The sequence below is a fragment of the Streptococcus sp. 3167 genome, from assembly GCF_013277175.1.
Classification (GTDB): Bacteria; Bacillota; Bacilli; order Lactobacillales; family Streptococcaceae; genus Streptococcus; species Streptococcus pseudopneumoniae.
The window spans coordinates 1-12,466 of the sequence record NZ_VMML01000095.1 but is presented as its reverse complement, the minus strand read 5'-3'; the positions used below and the strand labels follow the sequence as shown (position 1 = coordinate 12,466).

Here is a 12,466-nt window from a genome sequence, read left to right as displayed (position 1 = left end):
ATAGTAGTACCTCATCCCCTACTCTAATCTTCTCATACACGTCCTTAGTAACTACGAAAATGCCGTAGTCACGAATCGTAAGCGTGTATAATTTGCCATGTCGTCCTTTCTCGACGACCTTACCAAATATCTCAGCGCCTGCGTTATCCGCCTTGTAGATAACCATCGGCTTTTTCTTTTCTAGTTCTGCAATCCTGTCCATCTGCCAGATGTTTAGTCCAGCAGATACCAGAATCCAGATAGCTATGAATCGTTTCAATCTGCGACCTCCTCCTTCACTTTCCGTCTCAATTCTTTATTCTTTTTCTTCAACAAATCGCGCTCCAGCGCTCTAATCCGTCTCTTGCGTGCATCGCACGGTTTCGAATACTCGATTATCTTCTCTTCATTTTGCTCAATTGTACGTTTCAGTCCTTCGATTACTACCTGTTTATCGTACTTCATCGTCTAAAAATCTTTCAATAGCTTCTCTATAGGAGACTTCCACCATACCGTCTAAGTCGTTCAGGGCTTCAATATAGTCTGGACGCCCTTGCCCATACTGCTTTTTCAAAAACTCAACAAAGAGATGAATTTCCTGATAGGTTACTCCAATCATATTTCTATCCTCCTATCAAATCCCATCAACTATCCTCTGCAATATCTCGTGATATTCGTAAATCTCCAGCTCAATCCTATAATTCTTATTTCCGGACTTGCCACCGTGCATGAACTCAGTCGATACTATCACGTTGTAATTATCATCTGTCCAAATCTTAGCGTCCGTCAAACCATCAAACAAAGCCTTGCTTGTGGGCGACCAGTTCGGTGGGTCATACTTCCGATTTGTCGGAGGATATATCCGAACCTTAACCTTGCAAGGTTTGTCCTCGCTGTAAGGTAAGCCAAAGTAATCTCTCAGTACATTGTTGCCCTCATATGCAGCTAACTGCCGTAAAAACTTAGTGATTTTAGCCTTTTGATGAAAGTGCGGTCTATCATTTGAGTTAATCATCTGCTTCCTGTTCAACTCAAATTTAAGAATCAATCTCTCCTTCATTCAACCTCCCTAGCCATCTAGCTTTTTCCACGCTTGCTATTGCAAGAATGTCATTAGCTAAATCAAAAGCTGTGTACCAATCCAGAACTCCTAACAAGTCCTTGTGCTCCTTTAATTCATCAACTAAGCTTTTCAGTCGTTCCAATGGGTTGCTTTCATACCCCAACAGATATCCAACGCTTACCCCGAAGTAGTCAGCTAATTGTTTTGCTTTTTCTGGTTTAATTTGGCTTTCTCCGTTTTCCCAGCGTGATAGAGTCTTTTCTGATATGCTCATTTCTTTTGCTATTTCCTTTTGAGATAGCTTTTTTTCTTGTCTTAATTCTTTTAGTCTGTTCATAGAAACACCTATTTAAAATGGCAAATCATCATCCGAAATATCCATCGGATTTGAATTTCTCGCAAAATTAGGTGCTTGCTGGTCGTGGTTATCAACTACTGGTTGACTACCATCTTTCTTAAATTCCATCAGCTGGAAATTCTCAGCAACCACTTCTGTCACATAGACACGTTGTCCTTGTTGGTTATCATAAGTCCGAGTCTGAATGCGTCCAGTGATTCCAATCAAAGCGCCTTTCTTAGCCCAGTTAGCAAGATTTTCAGCCTGCTTGCGCCACATAACGCAATTGATAAAATCAGCTTCACGCTCTCCATTCTCGCTTTTAAATGTGCGATTTACTGCAAGAGTAAACGTAGCAACCGCAATATTGGATTGCGTATATTTTAGATCGGCATCTCTTGTAAGCCGCCCTACTAAAACAACGTTATTTATCATTTTGCACCTCCTCTACTTCTGATACCTTGATTTCATTTGAACCAAACTTTAATAAGCTGGTATATCGTTTCACAAACTCAATAGCGGCCATAAATGAATTTTCTGCATTGATTTCTGACCCCAAATCAAGATCTGCAATTTTACCGCTGACATAAAAACATCTCATAGGTCTGACTCCTTATTCTACTTAATCCTCCAAAGATTCAAAACCGATAAAGTTATCCTCAAAATATTCTTGTGTATTTTCCCACTGTTCTAAACCACCATGCAATGTCAAACGCAAGTCAATTGTTAAAGGCTCGCTAGGTTCAAATTTTGCCACCTCTCGCGCATTATTTTGAGGTTCTGGTGTAATTATACCCTGCTCCAAAATCTCGCCTGTTTCAGCATCGTAAGCCTTGATATGCGCATTTGCATTTTCTTTGGCCAATTGTTCAATCTCTGCAAGTCGTTCAGCTTCTGCTTTTTCTTGAGCCTCTTTCTGCTCTTTGCGTGCAATCTCAGCATCACGATTAGTTTTCATCATCTTGAAAACACCAACAAGGCTCTTACCATCTTCAAGATGTCTGATATAGCTATCAGCTGGCAAATCGTACTCTTGAGCTTGCTCTTGGATAGCTTGCTTGTTGGCCTTATATTCTTCCAGGGCATCAAATTCTGAAAGCACTAAGGCATCCATTTCATCAAGTGTTGTCTTTTTCAGTTCGTACTTACCTGTTTTAAAATATTTCTTGAGGCTGTACTCATCGTATTTGTCAGCGAATGTGGATTTTTCAATCCCTGCAACCATACACTTATCCTCAAATATGGCACGCACGACATCCACGCGCATCAATCGTTCATGTTCATCAATCACATTAAGTCCTGCTGTGATGTTTGAGATAACATTATCCAATGGCTCAACTGTTTTCTTATACCACTTCTCAAATTCCTTGTATGGATTATTGATGTTATTTTTGATTTCCTTACGCCGAGTTTCCAACGCCTCTTTTAATTTATTAAGGCGTGTACGCTCATCATAATCAATCTTATAAGTGGATGCCGTCACCTCATAATCCGTGTACTGTGCAACGATTGCTGCAAGTTGTTTCTCAACGCTATCATAATCAACATTGATTACTGCTGGTTGGAAATCTACCTTAATTTCTGTCAAGCTATTAGTTACATCTTTTACCATGTCTTATACTCCTTGTTTTTCGTATGCTTTTTGAATTTGTTTAGTGAGATAGTCTATCACTATGTTATAGCCATCAACTGGTACTTTGTGGAAATCGTCTATTTGATACTTGTTCAATACAAAATTTGCAACTGTATCAAATGGCGCTCCCTTAATCGTCGCAATTTCTTCAACGTTCTTGATGATTTCTTGATACTGAATGTTGTCAATGTACCTTACTTGATTTTGTTCTTGGGCTTGCTGATTGTTTGGTTTCTGTTGCTGATTATTCTGCCCTTGTTCTTGGCTTTCTTCTACTGGATACTCATCAATATCTTTTTCACCAATCGCAAACAACCCCTGTAAGGCATATTTTCGAGCGTATGAGCTGACTGCGCCTGTCCATTGCGGATCTTGCATTTGTTTAATCTGTCCTTTTTGGGTATTAAATACTGGAACTGGACTCATTTCAGCGTACGCTGTTGATTGGTACCTCTCGTCTCTCTCGTCATTAAAAGCTACGGCTGTTGCTTTTACAAAGATTTTTCCAACAAGCTCAACGAGTTCATCAGTTACGATTACAGACCAATCGCTTTTTAGCTCTTTGAAAGTTGTATAGATGTCCTCGGCATTTCTAAATGCGTACTTTACATCTTTTGATTTCTTTTTTTCTAATTGCATTTTTTGTTGCAACTCTGGGAAAGTTAAACTTGCCATTTCTTTCTACCTTTCGTCTTCTTCAAATTCCAATTTTCACGTTTTAAGCGTCGATTTTCGTTTTGCAATTTCAAAATAATATTTTGTTGCTCGTTGATGATTTCTCCGAGTTCAATTCCGAGATGCATATATTTAGCTCGCCATTTATCGATTTCTTCGTGTAGCTCCTGAATCATACTTCATCCCCCACGTATCGATACTGCCCACAGCCAACATAGATGTACTGGCTTGGGTCAAGTTCCTCACGTTCTTCAGGCGGTTGCATTATATCTCTGTCGTAATCAAACATGAGCATACACCTTTCCAAGTTCCAGCACTCGTTTCACATATCTAGCCTTTGATGTTAGCCCAAGTTCCAGCACTCGTTTTTTTCTTCATGATTGGCCAAAAGCCATACACGGTTTTCAAGTTCAATTCTAGTCATTAGCGTCTCCTTTGCTCTACCCCAAATACTTTTCATAGCGTGATCTTCGTGGTTCTGGCAAGGCTAGAGGCTCAGGGCGCAATCCTTGAGGCGGTTCGTTGTCGTAGGTGAAGCCTTTGAACTCTCTGCGGATATTCTTGCGGATTTCTTGTCGCTGTGCCTCTCTACCACGTTCGTATGCTTGGTTGTAACCTTGGATAATCATAGACGCAAATTCTTGCTCTTCTCGTCTTTCTTCTTCCTTCTGGCGGATTTTCTCCTCTTCCTGCTTATCCATCTGATGAGCTAGAAGCCCTGCACCGATAAATCCTAAAATCACTGCACCAGTTCCTAAAAGCTGGCTAACTAATGGTGGTTCAAACATTATTCTTCCTCTTCATCATCTTCTTCTGCCATATTCTGCTTAATCGCCTCACTTGGGCTCATGCCATCCAATACATCCTTGATGACATGTGAGATGTCGTGGGTTACTTTCAACGGCTTTTCTAACTCATTAGGTAGCCCCAAAAGTTTTGTAGTTAGCAATCCAAGCGTAGATAATTTATGTAGCTTTTTTTGTAACTGTTCAATGCGTTCAATTTTTTCCTGTTGCGCTTTGATAATTTGGTCTTTGTTAATCATTGTTTTTCTCCTGTGGATAACTCAGTTATCCCTTTCTTTTATTTAGATTAGTAGTAGTTTGTTGTAAAGTTAGTAGTTATTATTCTGCTATCGTGTCATCTTAACGGTTTTAGACATTTCTTTCTTCCATGATTGACTGCCTCGATATTGCAGATAAGCATCAAAACCTTTGATTGTGACAAGCTGACCATCGTTTCTAAGGTATTTTTGTTGACTAGGTAATTTTTTCATCTCTCGCCTCATATCTCCCGCTTGTCGTTTTGAACATCCAAAGATGTGCTCTAGTTCTTCATCGTTTGCAGAAATCTTCTCGATGATCACGTCTTTAATTCTCACGATTTGAACTGTTTCCATTTTTGCTCCTTTCGTGGTATAATTTTCTTGAATAATTTTGTCATGCGCCTGATTGCCGTCAGGTGCTTTTTTGCTATCTCCTTTTCTGCTATAATGAAACCAGAAAGGAGGTAATATTATGACTGAAATTCACGCATGTCTTTGCGGAAATTGGGTGAACCTATCAGCCGACGACGATTGTGTAATGGGACCAAATATGGCTAGTCCTTACATTTGGTGGGAAGAAAATGCAGAACTCTACTCACCAATTTCTAAACCTGAAGCAAACTCGATGTACCATCAGGATTATATCTACATTCACTATCGTGGCGCTGACTATCGTATCCATCCAATGTTCATTCAAATCGTTTCTAGATAACTTTTTCTAGTCTGCTAGAAATGATTTCTAAATCTAAGTCGTCCAGTTTCAACTGGTCGGCTTTTTGATTTAAACGAGCTTCGATAGCTTGGTTAATTTCAAACCATTCTATTTTTGTAAATCGGCTCCTGAATTTTAGAAATTCCTTTACTGCTTCTTTCATACTGTCCTACTTTCCATTGCCCTGAGTTCTATCTCATGGCTGACTTGTCTAAATAGCTTCTCACATGCTATTTTTGCTTCTCTGTACGTTGTAGATTCGCTGATGAAGTAATCAGCAAGTTCAATGATTTTATCTTCCATTCAGACTCCTATATCAGTCTTGAGACTGATGTTTTTTTCTCCTCGATTGCTATAATCATCTTGACTAGGACCTCTCACCGTTTTAGTCAAAATTTCAATAGAAAGGAGGAGATAGTATGGCAAATACTCCAATAAAACCTGGAACAGATAATCAGAAACCTGGTCGCTATGTAGAGGTAGGACCTCGTGGCGGAAAAGTTACTAATGGTCATACCGCAACTATCGGAAAAGGTGATCGGCTCCCTCCGACATCTGCTAAAGGCAACGGTTGGAAAAAAGTCTAATCTTCGTTTGCGTACAATCGTTCAATGGTTGTACGCTTTTTCCATACACAAAAGCACATTCCCAAAAAATCAATTTGAATCCATGCTTCGGCGTAATCTTTCCCATTGCTGGCATAGTGAGTTATATAATGGTGAATCATTTTATTCCTTCCTCCTATTGAGTTACTTGAGAAGTATCATGAATGGCTTCATAGCTAAGACGCTTGAATTTTTCTAAGTCTATCTGAAAATTGATAGGCTTTTTTCTTTTTCCACTATACGGATATCGTCTTGGTCTCATTTCCTCACCTCCTAACTCGTATAAATCCCGCCATTTCTGGCAAAGGCTCGTAGTTCGTTCATCTTTCTTGTAAATTGGTAGTCGCTTGTAATCAACAACCGCTCTTTCAGCAAGCTAGACAATCCGTAATGTTTTTCTTCAAACTGTTCAATAATCTGCTGACGCTCTTTAATAGTCACTTGCTGACAAGGTGCGTCTAGACTCTGTGTCATTGCTAAATTTGAACGCATTGGTCTTCATGTTTCCTTTCGTTATTCTATCTACGAGGCTTTTCTCGTAAAGTTTCTCCAAGTGATTGCCCCCGTAGTTGGTTGTAATAATCGTGTTCGTCCTGTTTTCAAGTATCTGATACAGGACTTTTTGCATCCAGTTGTTCCCCTGCTTGATTTCATCGCCTACACTTGACTCTTTGCCAAGATCGTCCAAAATCAAGTAGTCCACTTTCTGCAAGAACTGGATAGTCCGTCTTTCTTCCCACTTGGAATCCTTGTATCTAAAAGCGTCTTTCATCCGTGAGAATAGTTCCATGGAGGGAATATAGACCACCGAGCGCTTCAACTGGAACTTCTGGAAACTCTCGTTCAGTGTCTTAGCAATTCCAATTGCTAGATGGCTCTTCCCAACTCCAGGCGGACCGCTGATAATCGTATTCCCTTCATATCGCTCTTTCACATAGTCAACCGTCACACGTTTAGCGAAATTGACCGCTTCAGCATCTTGGTCTGTGTGAATCTCAAAGCTGCCGATAGTCGCACTCTTCAAATCAGGCGGAATAATACTCTCCTTAGCAAACAAAGAGTAAGACCTTGTATTTCTAATTTGAGCCTCAGCTTGCGCCAGTTGCTCTCCTGCTTGACTGTGGATTTTCTCCTGTCTGCATTCAGGGCAATAAGTCAGCACATTCTGCGTGCAAGGGTTGACTGAGCGCCACATATAGACTCCCTCATGCTTGGGGCATTGGGTATTCAAGGTTTCAATCTGTAAAAATCTACCCTGCAATTCATCTCTTGATACTGCTCGCATAGCACCCTCCTAGAATCCCAGTCGTGGGTTGTAACCGTCGTCTGACAATCTTAACTCACTGCTTGGCTTCCCACTTGACCGCTTCGGTCTCTGTCTATTCTCTACCAACTCAGCAGTCACTAGACCTTTCTGTTTCCAGTCTCTCAAAATACTCTCAAGATACTTAAAGTAAGGTTTACCATTGCCCACACATTCCTTGATTGCTAACTTGATAACCTCTTTACTATGGTCTTGCAAGAAGTATTTCAAATCCTCAATCTCAAACGGTGTTGGGTATCTGCCAAACTCTGAAAAAATCCAATCGTGAACAATCCCCAAGTCATTTTCGGGTGCGTCCTCTATACTATATAGATTATTAGCACCAGCACCATCTGGTTCAGTAATTCTGTTTATGTAACTCTGATTAATGTAACTCTGATTAGAATCAAAGTTTTTTACTTCCGTAGGTAAAGAATTTTTACTTATGTGGTCAAAGTTTTTTACTTCCGTAGGTAAAGAATTTTTACTTATGTAACTAGATAACCTATTTACATAAATCTTGTCGCTTTTGTTAAATTGCTTTTTTAATTCAATCAAGCCAAAATCAACTAATTCCTTTTTTCTCTTGATGATTGTAGGTTTTGATAACTGAACAAAATAATCTTTTTGTAGCTCTTCAATCGATAAATGAATATATGCTCCTTTTTCATCAATCCAGTTATTCTTCAAAGACAATTTAAGCCTATCTTTCATAATTGAATACAAAACTTTTGCTTCCATACTTAATTCTGAAAACGCTTTGTCTTTAATCAAAACAACTGGTATTTTTATGAAGTCAAGGAAATCTTCGATGTCGTCTTTTTGTATCACCATTCAACTAAATCACCTCCTATTTATAAAAATCCCCAGAAACTATACACTTGAAGTGTAGTTTTTCTCGAAAAAAATTTCATCCAGTGGAATATCAACTATACGACAGAAATCTATAGCTGTAGTTATTCTCATAGGTGTATCATATCTTTCATAATCCATGTATGTATTTCTAGAGATTCCTAATTTTTTAGCGATTTCCTCTTGAGTCATTCCTGTTTTTATTCTCGCCATTTTTAAGCTAATTTTTTGCACGCACTCACCCCCTTATCTTAATTCGTCTAAGCTGACTTCCAGTGCATCAGCGATTTTGCACATATTCGTCCACGACATCTCTTTCATCCTACCAGCCTTCAGATTTGAAAAATTAGATGGATGGACACCCGATTCCTTAGCTAAACGATACATCGACCAGCCTTTTATTTTTAATTGTTTTTCAATTTTATCCCACATCAAAAAACACCATATGTTGTGCTTTTCAAGCACACTAAATCCTTTCTTATACAATATGTTGACAACCAAATACGTTTGGGTTATAATATATCTTGACTAAGACCTCTCATGTTTTAGTCAAAATTTCAATAGAAAGGAGAAAATTATATGTCTCGTTTACAACCTAGACCTCAAAAGAATTATCCTAACTACAACTGGGATGATTTAGATCGTTTTATTCAGGATATTCTAAGTGATCCATCGTTCAAAGTTTGTTGCGTAGACCCTGCACTTTATGCTATCCCTAAAGACGAAATTATTGCAGAATGCATAAGTGCTGGTTATACAGTTGAAGAACGTGAAGATGGCATTTTAAACATTTCATGATTAGCTAAACTAATGACTTGCGATTCAAGTCTAAAAAGTCTCGCTACTAAGTCTATCGATTGTCCGATAGGCTTTTTTCTTTTCCCACTATACGGATATCGTCTTGGTCTCATTTTCTCACCCCCTTTCAAATGTGGTATAATCAAAATAAAACGATTGGAGAAAAAATATGTCATTTGATCTTTCTAAATTAAGCCTAGGCAGTCGCTTCGCAGGCAATTCAAAAGCATTTCAATGCCCTGTATGTTCAGGTTTCTCTTCCCATTTATGGACTTATAATCCTATTGATATCAATAGAGATTACAAAGAATCTATCAAATTTATTATAATTGCACAATGTCAGGCTTGTAATCAATTTTCTATTTGGATAACAAATGAAATCCAAATAACGTATGGCTCCAGGATAGTATTAAACACAAGCGATGCAACGTCGACATTAATTTTCCCAAATGTTGCCGAAGGAGTACCTAAACCTAATAATGATATGCCTGATGATGTGAAAGAAATCTATATTGAAGCTGGAGAAGTTCTAAATATATCGCCTAGAGCTTCTGCAGCTCTATCCCGTCTAGCTATTGAAAAGCTTGTTGCTCATTTAAACGCACAAGGTAAAGATTTAAATACCCAAATTGGAAGTCTTGTCTCTAAAGGAATGCCAATAGAAATCCAACAAATGCTAGACAGTGTTAGAGTAATAGGGAATAATGCTGTACATCCAGGTCAAATAGACATAAAAGATAACAAAGAGTTAGCTTTATCATTGTTAAGTTTTATCAACTTGATTGTAGATAATCGAATCACACAACCTAAAAAAATTCTAGACATATATAACCTATTACCTGATTCCTACCGAAATTCTATCGAAAGAAGAGATAATTAATCTTTCTCAAAGATTAATACATTTTCTTTGTCCCAATACTGAGTTACAACTCTAACCGGGTCATCTTCTGTCCCTTTCCCTCGTTTAAATGTAATTTTTATCAATTCAACAATTTCAACACTTTCCATTCCCTACTCCTTATCTTTTTTATCACATCGGTACTTCACTATCTGACGGATAGTAAAAGACACAACCACAAATCCTGCTAGGATTATCAATCCAATTTCTTCACTCATTGCTTTTCACGGCAAATGATGGTACACTATCTAGTAGAGGTTGGGGCTTCTGCCCCTTTCTCTACTTTTTATTTTGAAGCTTACGTTTGTGTTCTAAGATTTGTTTGTGCCACAAACGTGCTTCTCTGGTTAAGCCTAGTACCAAGATGACGGTTGCAGTGTCCTTGGTTGCTAGGCTTTTTATGATGTGTTCCATCATTCGCCTTACCTCCTTTTTTATTTTGCTCTAAGAGCAACAACCTGCCAAGGATTCGAACCTTGGTGATACCAATCAGGCTACATTCATTTTATCAAGCATTCCTGCAAATGCTGCATCAAAACGAATGTCATCGATTTCCTCTTGAGTGAAACCAGCATCAAGAAGGTAACGCTCTTGGCGTTCAATCTCCTCTGCTAACTCTGTCCATCCAAAAGCGAATTGACGGCAGTTAGTACAGAATGTTTCAAGTTGGCTGTAGAGGAAGTTTTCCTCGTAAGTACCTTGGATTAAAGTTTCCTTAGCTACTGCTTTAAAGATGTTGATTGCTTTCTCGTTTAATGTGTTCATGGTGTTTCCCTCCGGTTTGTTTTTGTTATTTCCTTAAGCTTGATTATATTATACTACACTTCAAGTGTAGTTGCAAGTGTTTTTTGCCTTTTTGTTAAAAAAATTTTACTTTTTTACACTTTAAGTGTACAATAGGGGTATAAAACAAAGGAAAGAAAGGAGTTAGCGAATGGATTCATTGGCTCAAAATATAAAGTACTATCGTAAACTATCTGGACTTACTCAAAAGGAATTGGCTAAGAAACTGTCAGTGGCTCCTACTGCTATATCGGCGTGGGAAGTTGGTAGAAACCAGCCTCTAATGAATAATATAGAGCAGATGTCTGCTATTTTTGGTATCAAAAAATCCCTGCTACTCGGTGAAGATTTTTCAAGTCATGTTGATAAAGCCACTTCCCCAATCCAAACCATCTACGACGAACTAAAACCTCCAAGACAAGCCAAAGTCCTGAATTATGCAAAGAGGCAACTGGACGAGCAGAAAAACGAAGAAGAAACGAAGAAAAACGAAGTATCGGAAGTTATCAGCTTCTACCAAGTTGAGGTAGTATCTGAAACGGCAGCAGCTTCTGGATTTAACTATGGATTTGGGTACGACGATACAGACAGAGAGATTATAGAGGTCAACGAGCAACCACCACATCACGATATTGCGACTAAGGTCAGCGGAGACTCCATGCAACCTGACTACCAAGACGGAGATATTCTCTATTTAGTAGACAAAGGACTGACCACCTACAACGGAGACCTAGCAGTTATCGCATACGGAGACCGTTCTTACTTCAAAAAGATCTATACCGAAAACGGACGACTACGCCTCGTATCACTCAATGACAAGTACGAAGACATCACCCTAGACTTCCCACCAGCCGAAGACACACACATCAAGATCTATGCAGTTATCGGGGTGTATAGAGGGGAATAAATGACAATACAAAATAAACAGATTTTAAAGGCTTCAAAAAACTTTGAGAAAGTTCATTCAACATTTAAAAATAATAATAAATTCCGATTTTTGCCTAATTGGCTAGAAAAAGAATCTAATCTATTCTTGTCAGAAACACAAAACACTAGCAAGAGTTACAATGTTCTGAAACGTGGTTCTTTAATCTTTGTAGATTTTGGAATCAATATTGGCTCTGAATTATCAAATAGACACTGGGCTGTTGTCCTAAATAAAAATGATTCTCCAAAATCAAGGAATCTGACGGTACTTCCAATTAGTTCAAAAGAAAAAAAGTTTTCTGTTATGATTGACGAAGTTATACAGCAAAAATCCAAAAGATTCTTATTACCTATTCTTGACAAAATTGGTTTTGATTATTTTTCGATCATTCACTATGCACTTACAGAAATTACTCCTTTTGATTTAGGGAGTGCAGAAGAAATATATCAGGAATTTTTGATTCAATACGGAGATGCTTACAATTCAGAATCAGCTAAAGAAATCTATGACAACGGTGCAGGGATGGAAAAAGTGGAAAACACTAATAGAAAATTAAAAGATCTTGTTAACCATTATCAACGATTTAATAAAATTTCCTACGCAAAATGTGATCAGATAAAAACGATTAGTAAAGACAGAATTATTTACATAAACGAACTGGATCCTTGCGGAAAAATCAAGGTTAGTGACGAAACTTTAGATAGAATTGACGAAAAATTAAAAGAATTGTACTTAAAAAATTGACATTTATAAAAGTTTACTCTATAATTAGGTTACTTAGAGGTTTACCCTCATATTTTTAAACTTTGAGCCTTTGCGCTCCAGGGAAGTAGCTTAATTGTTACTTCCCTTTTT

28 protein-coding genes and 1 pseudogene are annotated in these 12,466 nt (G+C 38.2%); 6 read left to right on the top strand and 23 right to left on the bottom strand.

Going from position 1 to position 12,466, the window contains the following annotated elements:
• The 13 genes and pseudogenes from HT678_RS10695 to HT678_RS10635 all read right to left on the bottom strand — a co-directional run.
• On the bottom strand, positions 1-259 hold a 259-nt coding region (locus HT678_RS10695), incomplete at its 3' end, for a DUF1372 family protein (protein ID WP_023937170.1).
• Positions 256-444 carry a hypothetical protein gene (locus tag HT678_RS10690; protein ID WP_172925017.1) on the bottom strand — a complete coding sequence of 63 codons (189 nt, stop codon included), beginning with the start codon at positions 442-444 and terminating at the stop codon, positions 256-258. The genes HT678_RS10695 and HT678_RS10690, both read right to left, overlap by 4 nt.
• On the bottom strand, positions 431-598 hold the full coding sequence (locus HT678_RS10685) for a hypothetical protein (RefSeq protein WP_078929772.1): 168 nt from the start codon (positions 596-598) through the stop codon (positions 431-433). Before HT678_RS10685 ends, HT678_RS10690 begins: the two co-directional genes overlap by 14 nt.
• A 15-nt stretch (positions 599-613) precedes the next feature.
• Positions 614-1,039 carry a crossover junction endodeoxyribonuclease RusA gene (locus HT678_RS10680; protein WP_050242940.1) on the bottom strand — a complete coding sequence of 142 codons (426 nt, stop codon included), beginning with the start codon at positions 1,037-1,039 and terminating at the stop codon, positions 614-616.
• Between the two features lie 157 nt (positions 1,040-1,196).
• A pseudogene (locus HT678_RS11650) lies at positions 1,197-1,379 on the bottom strand (helix-turn-helix transcriptional regulator); the annotation flags it as partial.
• A gap of 12 nt (positions 1,380-1,391) precedes the next feature.
• Positions 1,392-1,814 carry a single-stranded DNA-binding protein gene (gene ssb, locus HT678_RS10670; RefSeq protein ID WP_000609574.1) on the bottom strand — a complete coding sequence of 141 codons (423 nt, stop codon included), beginning with the start codon at positions 1,812-1,814 and terminating at the stop codon, positions 1,392-1,394.
• Positions 1,804-1,980, bottom strand: a complete 177-nt coding sequence (locus HT678_RS10665; RefSeq protein ID WP_001203351.1) for a hypothetical protein — start codon at positions 1,978-1,980, stop codon at positions 1,804-1,806. Before HT678_RS10665 ends, ssb begins: the two co-directional genes overlap by 11 nt.
• 21 nt (positions 1,981-2,001) lie before the next feature.
• Positions 2,002-2,991: a DUF1351 domain-containing protein gene (locus tag HT678_RS10660; RefSeq protein WP_172925013.1), complete on the bottom strand. Its 990-nt coding sequence runs from the start codon at positions 2,989-2,991 to the stop codon at positions 2,002-2,004.
• A 3-nt stretch (positions 2,992-2,994) separates the two neighbouring features.
• Entirely contained in the window at positions 2,995-3,687 is a 693-nt protein-coding gene (locus HT678_RS10655; protein WP_000157762.1) for an ERF family protein, read from the bottom strand.
• Entirely contained in the window at positions 3,675-3,863 is a 189-nt protein-coding gene (locus tag HT678_RS10650; RefSeq protein ID WP_172925011.1) for a hypothetical protein, read from the bottom strand. Before HT678_RS10650 ends, HT678_RS10655 begins: the two co-directional genes overlap by 13 nt.
• A 264-nt stretch (positions 3,864-4,127) precedes the next feature.
• Entirely contained in the window at positions 4,128-4,475 is a 348-nt protein-coding gene (locus HT678_RS10645) for a hypothetical protein (RefSeq protein ID WP_000462836.1), read from the bottom strand.
• The gene (locus HT678_RS10640; RefSeq protein ID WP_000608473.1) at positions 4,475-4,732 is read right to left on the bottom strand and encodes a hypothetical protein; all 258 of its coding nucleotides are present in this window, start codon (positions 4,730-4,732) and stop codon (positions 4,475-4,477) included. The genes HT678_RS10645 and HT678_RS10640 overlap by 1 nt, the downstream gene beginning before the upstream one ends.
• 87 nt (positions 4,733-4,819) lie before the next feature.
• Positions 4,820-5,086, bottom strand: a complete 267-nt coding sequence (locus tag HT678_RS10635; RefSeq protein WP_000450963.1) for a hypothetical protein — start codon at positions 5,084-5,086, stop codon at positions 4,820-4,822.
• A gap of 196 nt (positions 5,087-5,282) precedes the next feature.
• On the opposite strand from HT678_RS10635, the gene HT678_RS10630 reads away from it, so the two are divergent.
• Positions 5,283-5,444: a hypothetical protein gene (locus HT678_RS10630; protein ID WP_237701456.1), complete on the top strand. Its 162-nt coding sequence runs from the start codon at positions 5,283-5,285 to the stop codon at positions 5,442-5,444.
• On the opposite strand, the gene HT678_RS10625 is transcribed toward HT678_RS10630, so the two are convergent.
• Both HT678_RS10625 and HT678_RS10620 read right to left on the bottom strand, forming a co-directional pair.
• Positions 5,437-5,607 carry a hypothetical protein gene (locus HT678_RS10625; protein WP_000656630.1) on the bottom strand — a complete coding sequence of 57 codons (171 nt, stop codon included), beginning with the start codon at positions 5,605-5,607 and terminating at the stop codon, positions 5,437-5,439. The two genes, HT678_RS10630 and HT678_RS10625, sit on opposite strands and share 8 nt — an antisense overlap.
• A complete protein-coding gene (locus HT678_RS10620) occupies positions 5,604-5,747 on the bottom strand; it encodes a hypothetical protein (RefSeq protein ID WP_165852417.1) in 144 nt (47 codons plus the stop codon). Before HT678_RS10620 ends, HT678_RS10625 begins: the two co-directional genes overlap by 4 nt.
• Positions 5,748-5,863: 116 nt before the next feature.
• Here HT678_RS10620 and HT678_RS10615 point away from each other — a divergent pair, with 116 nt between their 5' ends.
• Positions 5,864-6,031 (top strand): YjzC family protein, encoded by a 168-nt coding sequence (locus HT678_RS10615; RefSeq protein WP_000024181.1) that lies wholly within the window; start codon positions 5,864-5,866, stop codon positions 6,029-6,031.
• A 291-nt stretch (positions 6,032-6,322) separates the two neighbouring features.
• On the opposite strand, the gene HT678_RS10610 is transcribed toward HT678_RS10615, so the two are convergent.
• The 5 genes from HT678_RS10610 to HT678_RS10590 are packed head-to-tail and all read right to left on the bottom strand — an operon-like array spanning position 6,323 to position 8,636.
• Positions 6,323-6,490 carry a hypothetical protein gene (locus HT678_RS10610; protein WP_000152772.1) on the bottom strand — a complete coding sequence of 56 codons (168 nt, stop codon included), beginning with the start codon at positions 6,488-6,490 and terminating at the stop codon, positions 6,323-6,325.
• A complete protein-coding gene (locus tag HT678_RS10605; protein WP_172925009.1) occupies positions 6,480-7,334 on the bottom strand; it encodes an ATP-binding protein in 855 nt (284 codons plus the stop codon). Before HT678_RS10605 ends, HT678_RS10610 begins: the two co-directional genes overlap by 11 nt.
• A 9-nt stretch (positions 7,335-7,343) precedes the next feature.
• A complete protein-coding gene (locus HT678_RS10600) occupies positions 7,344-8,186 on the bottom strand; it encodes a replication initiator protein A (RefSeq protein WP_000236631.1) in 843 nt (280 codons plus the stop codon).
• A 39-nt stretch (positions 8,187-8,225) separates the two neighbouring features.
• Positions 8,226-8,438, bottom strand: coding sequence for a helix-turn-helix transcriptional regulator (locus HT678_RS10595; protein ID WP_001169630.1), 213 nt, complete (start codon positions 8,436-8,438; stop codon positions 8,226-8,228).
• A gap of 12 nt (positions 8,439-8,450) precedes the next feature.
• Positions 8,451-8,636 carry a helix-turn-helix transcriptional regulator gene (locus tag HT678_RS10590; protein WP_000263488.1) on the bottom strand — a complete coding sequence of 62 codons (186 nt, stop codon included), beginning with the start codon at positions 8,634-8,636 and terminating at the stop codon, positions 8,451-8,453.
• Positions 8,637-8,783: 147 nt separating this feature from the next.
• Here HT678_RS10590 and HT678_RS10585 point away from each other — a divergent pair, with 147 nt between their 5' ends.
• Both HT678_RS10585 and HT678_RS10580 read left to right on the top strand, forming a co-directional pair.
• On the top strand, positions 8,784-9,002 hold the full coding sequence (locus HT678_RS10585) for a hypothetical protein (RefSeq protein WP_000088810.1): 219 nt from the start codon (positions 8,784-8,786) through the stop codon (positions 9,000-9,002).
• A gap of 169 nt (positions 9,003-9,171) precedes the next feature.
• Complete coding sequence (locus HT678_RS10580) at positions 9,172-9,882, top strand: DUF4145 domain-containing protein (protein ID WP_000006951.1); 711 nt, start codon at positions 9,172-9,174, stop codon at positions 9,880-9,882.
• Here HT678_RS10580 and HT678_RS11820 read toward each other — a convergent pair.
• The 3 genes from HT678_RS11820 to HT678_RS10570 all read right to left on the bottom strand — a co-directional run bounded on the left by HT678_RS11820 (position 9,879) and on the right by HT678_RS10570 (position 10,665).
• Positions 9,879-10,010, bottom strand: a complete 132-nt coding sequence (locus tag HT678_RS11820; protein ID WP_000446473.1) for a hypothetical protein — start codon at positions 10,008-10,010, stop codon at positions 9,879-9,881. The two genes, HT678_RS10580 and HT678_RS11820, sit on opposite strands and share 4 nt — an antisense overlap.
• 169 nt (positions 10,011-10,179) lie before the next feature.
• Complete coding sequence (locus HT678_RS10575; protein ID WP_000969962.1) at positions 10,180-10,317, bottom strand: hypothetical protein; 138 nt, start codon at positions 10,315-10,317, stop codon at positions 10,180-10,182.
• Positions 10,318-10,389: 72 nt separating this feature from the next.
• Complete coding sequence (locus HT678_RS10570) at positions 10,390-10,665, bottom strand: hypothetical protein (RefSeq protein WP_001094379.1); 276 nt, start codon at positions 10,663-10,665, stop codon at positions 10,390-10,392.
• Positions 10,666-10,834: 169 nt separating this feature from the next.
• Here HT678_RS10570 and HT678_RS10565 point away from each other — a divergent pair, with 169 nt between their 5' ends.
• Both HT678_RS10565 and HT678_RS10560 read left to right on the top strand, forming a co-directional pair.
• Positions 10,835-11,590 (top strand): S24 family peptidase, encoded by a 756-nt coding sequence (locus HT678_RS10565; protein WP_172925007.1) that lies wholly within the window; start codon positions 10,835-10,837, stop codon positions 11,588-11,590.
• Entirely contained in the window at positions 11,591-12,355 is a 765-nt protein-coding gene (locus tag HT678_RS10560) for a type II toxin-antitoxin system PemK/MazF family toxin (RefSeq protein WP_000155204.1), read from the top strand. It begins immediately after the preceding gene.
• The last annotated feature ends 111 nt before the right edge of the window (positions 12,356-12,466 follow it).

Excerpts from the sequence above, each read along its gene's own strand:
- HT678_RS10605 (WP_172925009.1), bottom strand. The coding sequence starts at position 7,334 with ATGCGAGCAGTATCAAGAGATGAATTGCAGGGTAGATTTTTACAGATT.
- HT678_RS10600 (WP_000236631.1), bottom strand. The coding sequence starts at position 8,186 with ATGGTGATACAAAAAGACGACATCGAAGATTTCCTTGACTTCATAAAA.
- ssb (WP_000609574.1), bottom strand. The coding sequence starts at position 1,814 with ATGATAAATAACGTTGTTTTAGTAGGGCGGCTTACAAGAGATGCCGAT.
- HT678_RS10580 (WP_000006951.1), top strand. The coding sequence starts at position 9,172 with ATGTCATTTGATCTTTCTAAATTAAGCCTAGGCAGTCGCTTCGCAGGC.
- HT678_RS10660 (WP_172925013.1), bottom strand. The coding sequence starts at position 2,991 with ATGGTAAAAGATGTAACTAATAGCTTGACAGAAATTAAGGTAGATTTC.
- HT678_RS10680 (WP_050242940.1), bottom strand. The coding sequence starts at position 1,039 with ATGAAGGAGAGATTGATTCTTAAATTTGAGTTGAACAGGAAGCAGATG.
- HT678_RS10615 (WP_000024181.1), top strand. The coding sequence starts at position 5,864 with ATGGCAAATACTCCAATAAAACCTGGAACAGATAATCAGAAACCTGGT.
- HT678_RS10650 (WP_172925011.1), bottom strand. The coding sequence starts at position 3,863 with ATGATTCAGGAGCTACACGAAGAAATCGATAAATGGCGAGCTAAATAT.
- HT678_RS10590 (WP_000263488.1), bottom strand. The coding sequence starts at position 8,636 with ATGTGGGATAAAATTGAAAAACAATTAAAAATAAAAGGCTGGTCGATG.
- HT678_RS11820 (WP_000446473.1), bottom strand. The coding sequence starts at position 10,010 with ATGGAAAGTGTTGAAATTGTTGAATTGATAAAAATTACATTTAAACGA.
- HT678_RS10645 (WP_000462836.1), bottom strand. The coding sequence starts at position 4,475 with ATGTTTGAACCACCATTAGTTAGCCAGCTTTTAGGAACTGGTGCAGTG.
- HT678_RS10620 (WP_165852417.1), bottom strand. The coding sequence starts at position 5,747 with ATGGAAGATAAAATCATTGAACTTGCTGATTACTTCATCAGCGAATCT.
- HT678_RS10560 (WP_000155204.1), top strand. The coding sequence starts at position 11,591 with ATGACAATACAAAATAAACAGATTTTAAAGGCTTCAAAAAACTTTGAG.
- HT678_RS10570 (WP_001094379.1), bottom strand. The coding sequence starts at position 10,665 with ATGAACACATTAAACGAGAAAGCAATCAACATCTTTAAAGCAGTAGCT.
- HT678_RS10690 (WP_172925017.1), bottom strand. The coding sequence starts at position 444 with ATGAAGTACGATAAACAGGTAGTAATCGAAGGACTGAAACGTACAATT.
- HT678_RS10685 (WP_078929772.1), bottom strand. The coding sequence starts at position 598 with ATGATTGGAGTAACCTATCAGGAAATTCATCTCTTTGTTGAGTTTTTG.
- HT678_RS10585 (WP_000088810.1), top strand. The coding sequence starts at position 8,784 with ATGTCTCGTTTACAACCTAGACCTCAAAAGAATTATCCTAACTACAAC.
- HT678_RS10625 (WP_000656630.1), bottom strand. The coding sequence starts at position 5,607 with ATGAAAGAAGCAGTAAAGGAATTTCTAAAATTCAGGAGCCGATTTACA.
- HT678_RS10565 (WP_172925007.1), top strand. The coding sequence starts at position 10,835 with ATGGATTCATTGGCTCAAAATATAAAGTACTATCGTAAACTATCTGGA.
- HT678_RS10640 (WP_000608473.1), bottom strand. The coding sequence starts at position 4,732 with ATGATTAACAAAGACCAAATTATCAAAGCGCAACAGGAAAAAATTGAA.
- HT678_RS10630 (WP_237701456.1), top strand. The coding sequence starts at position 5,283 with ATGGCTAGTCCTTACATTTGGTGGGAAGAAAATGCAGAACTCTACTCA.
- HT678_RS10655 (WP_000157762.1), bottom strand. The coding sequence starts at position 3,687 with ATGGCAAGTTTAACTTTCCCAGAGTTGCAACAAAAAATGCAATTAGAA.
- HT678_RS10575 (WP_000969962.1), bottom strand. The coding sequence starts at position 10,317 with ATGATGGAACACATCATAAAAAGCCTAGCAACCAAGGACACTGCAACC.
- HT678_RS10635 (WP_000450963.1), bottom strand. The coding sequence starts at position 5,086 with ATGGAAACAGTTCAAATCGTGAGAATTAAAGACGTGATCATCGAGAAG.
- HT678_RS10665 (WP_001203351.1), bottom strand. The coding sequence starts at position 1,980 with ATGAGATGTTTTTATGTCAGCGGTAAAATTGCAGATCTTGATTTGGGG.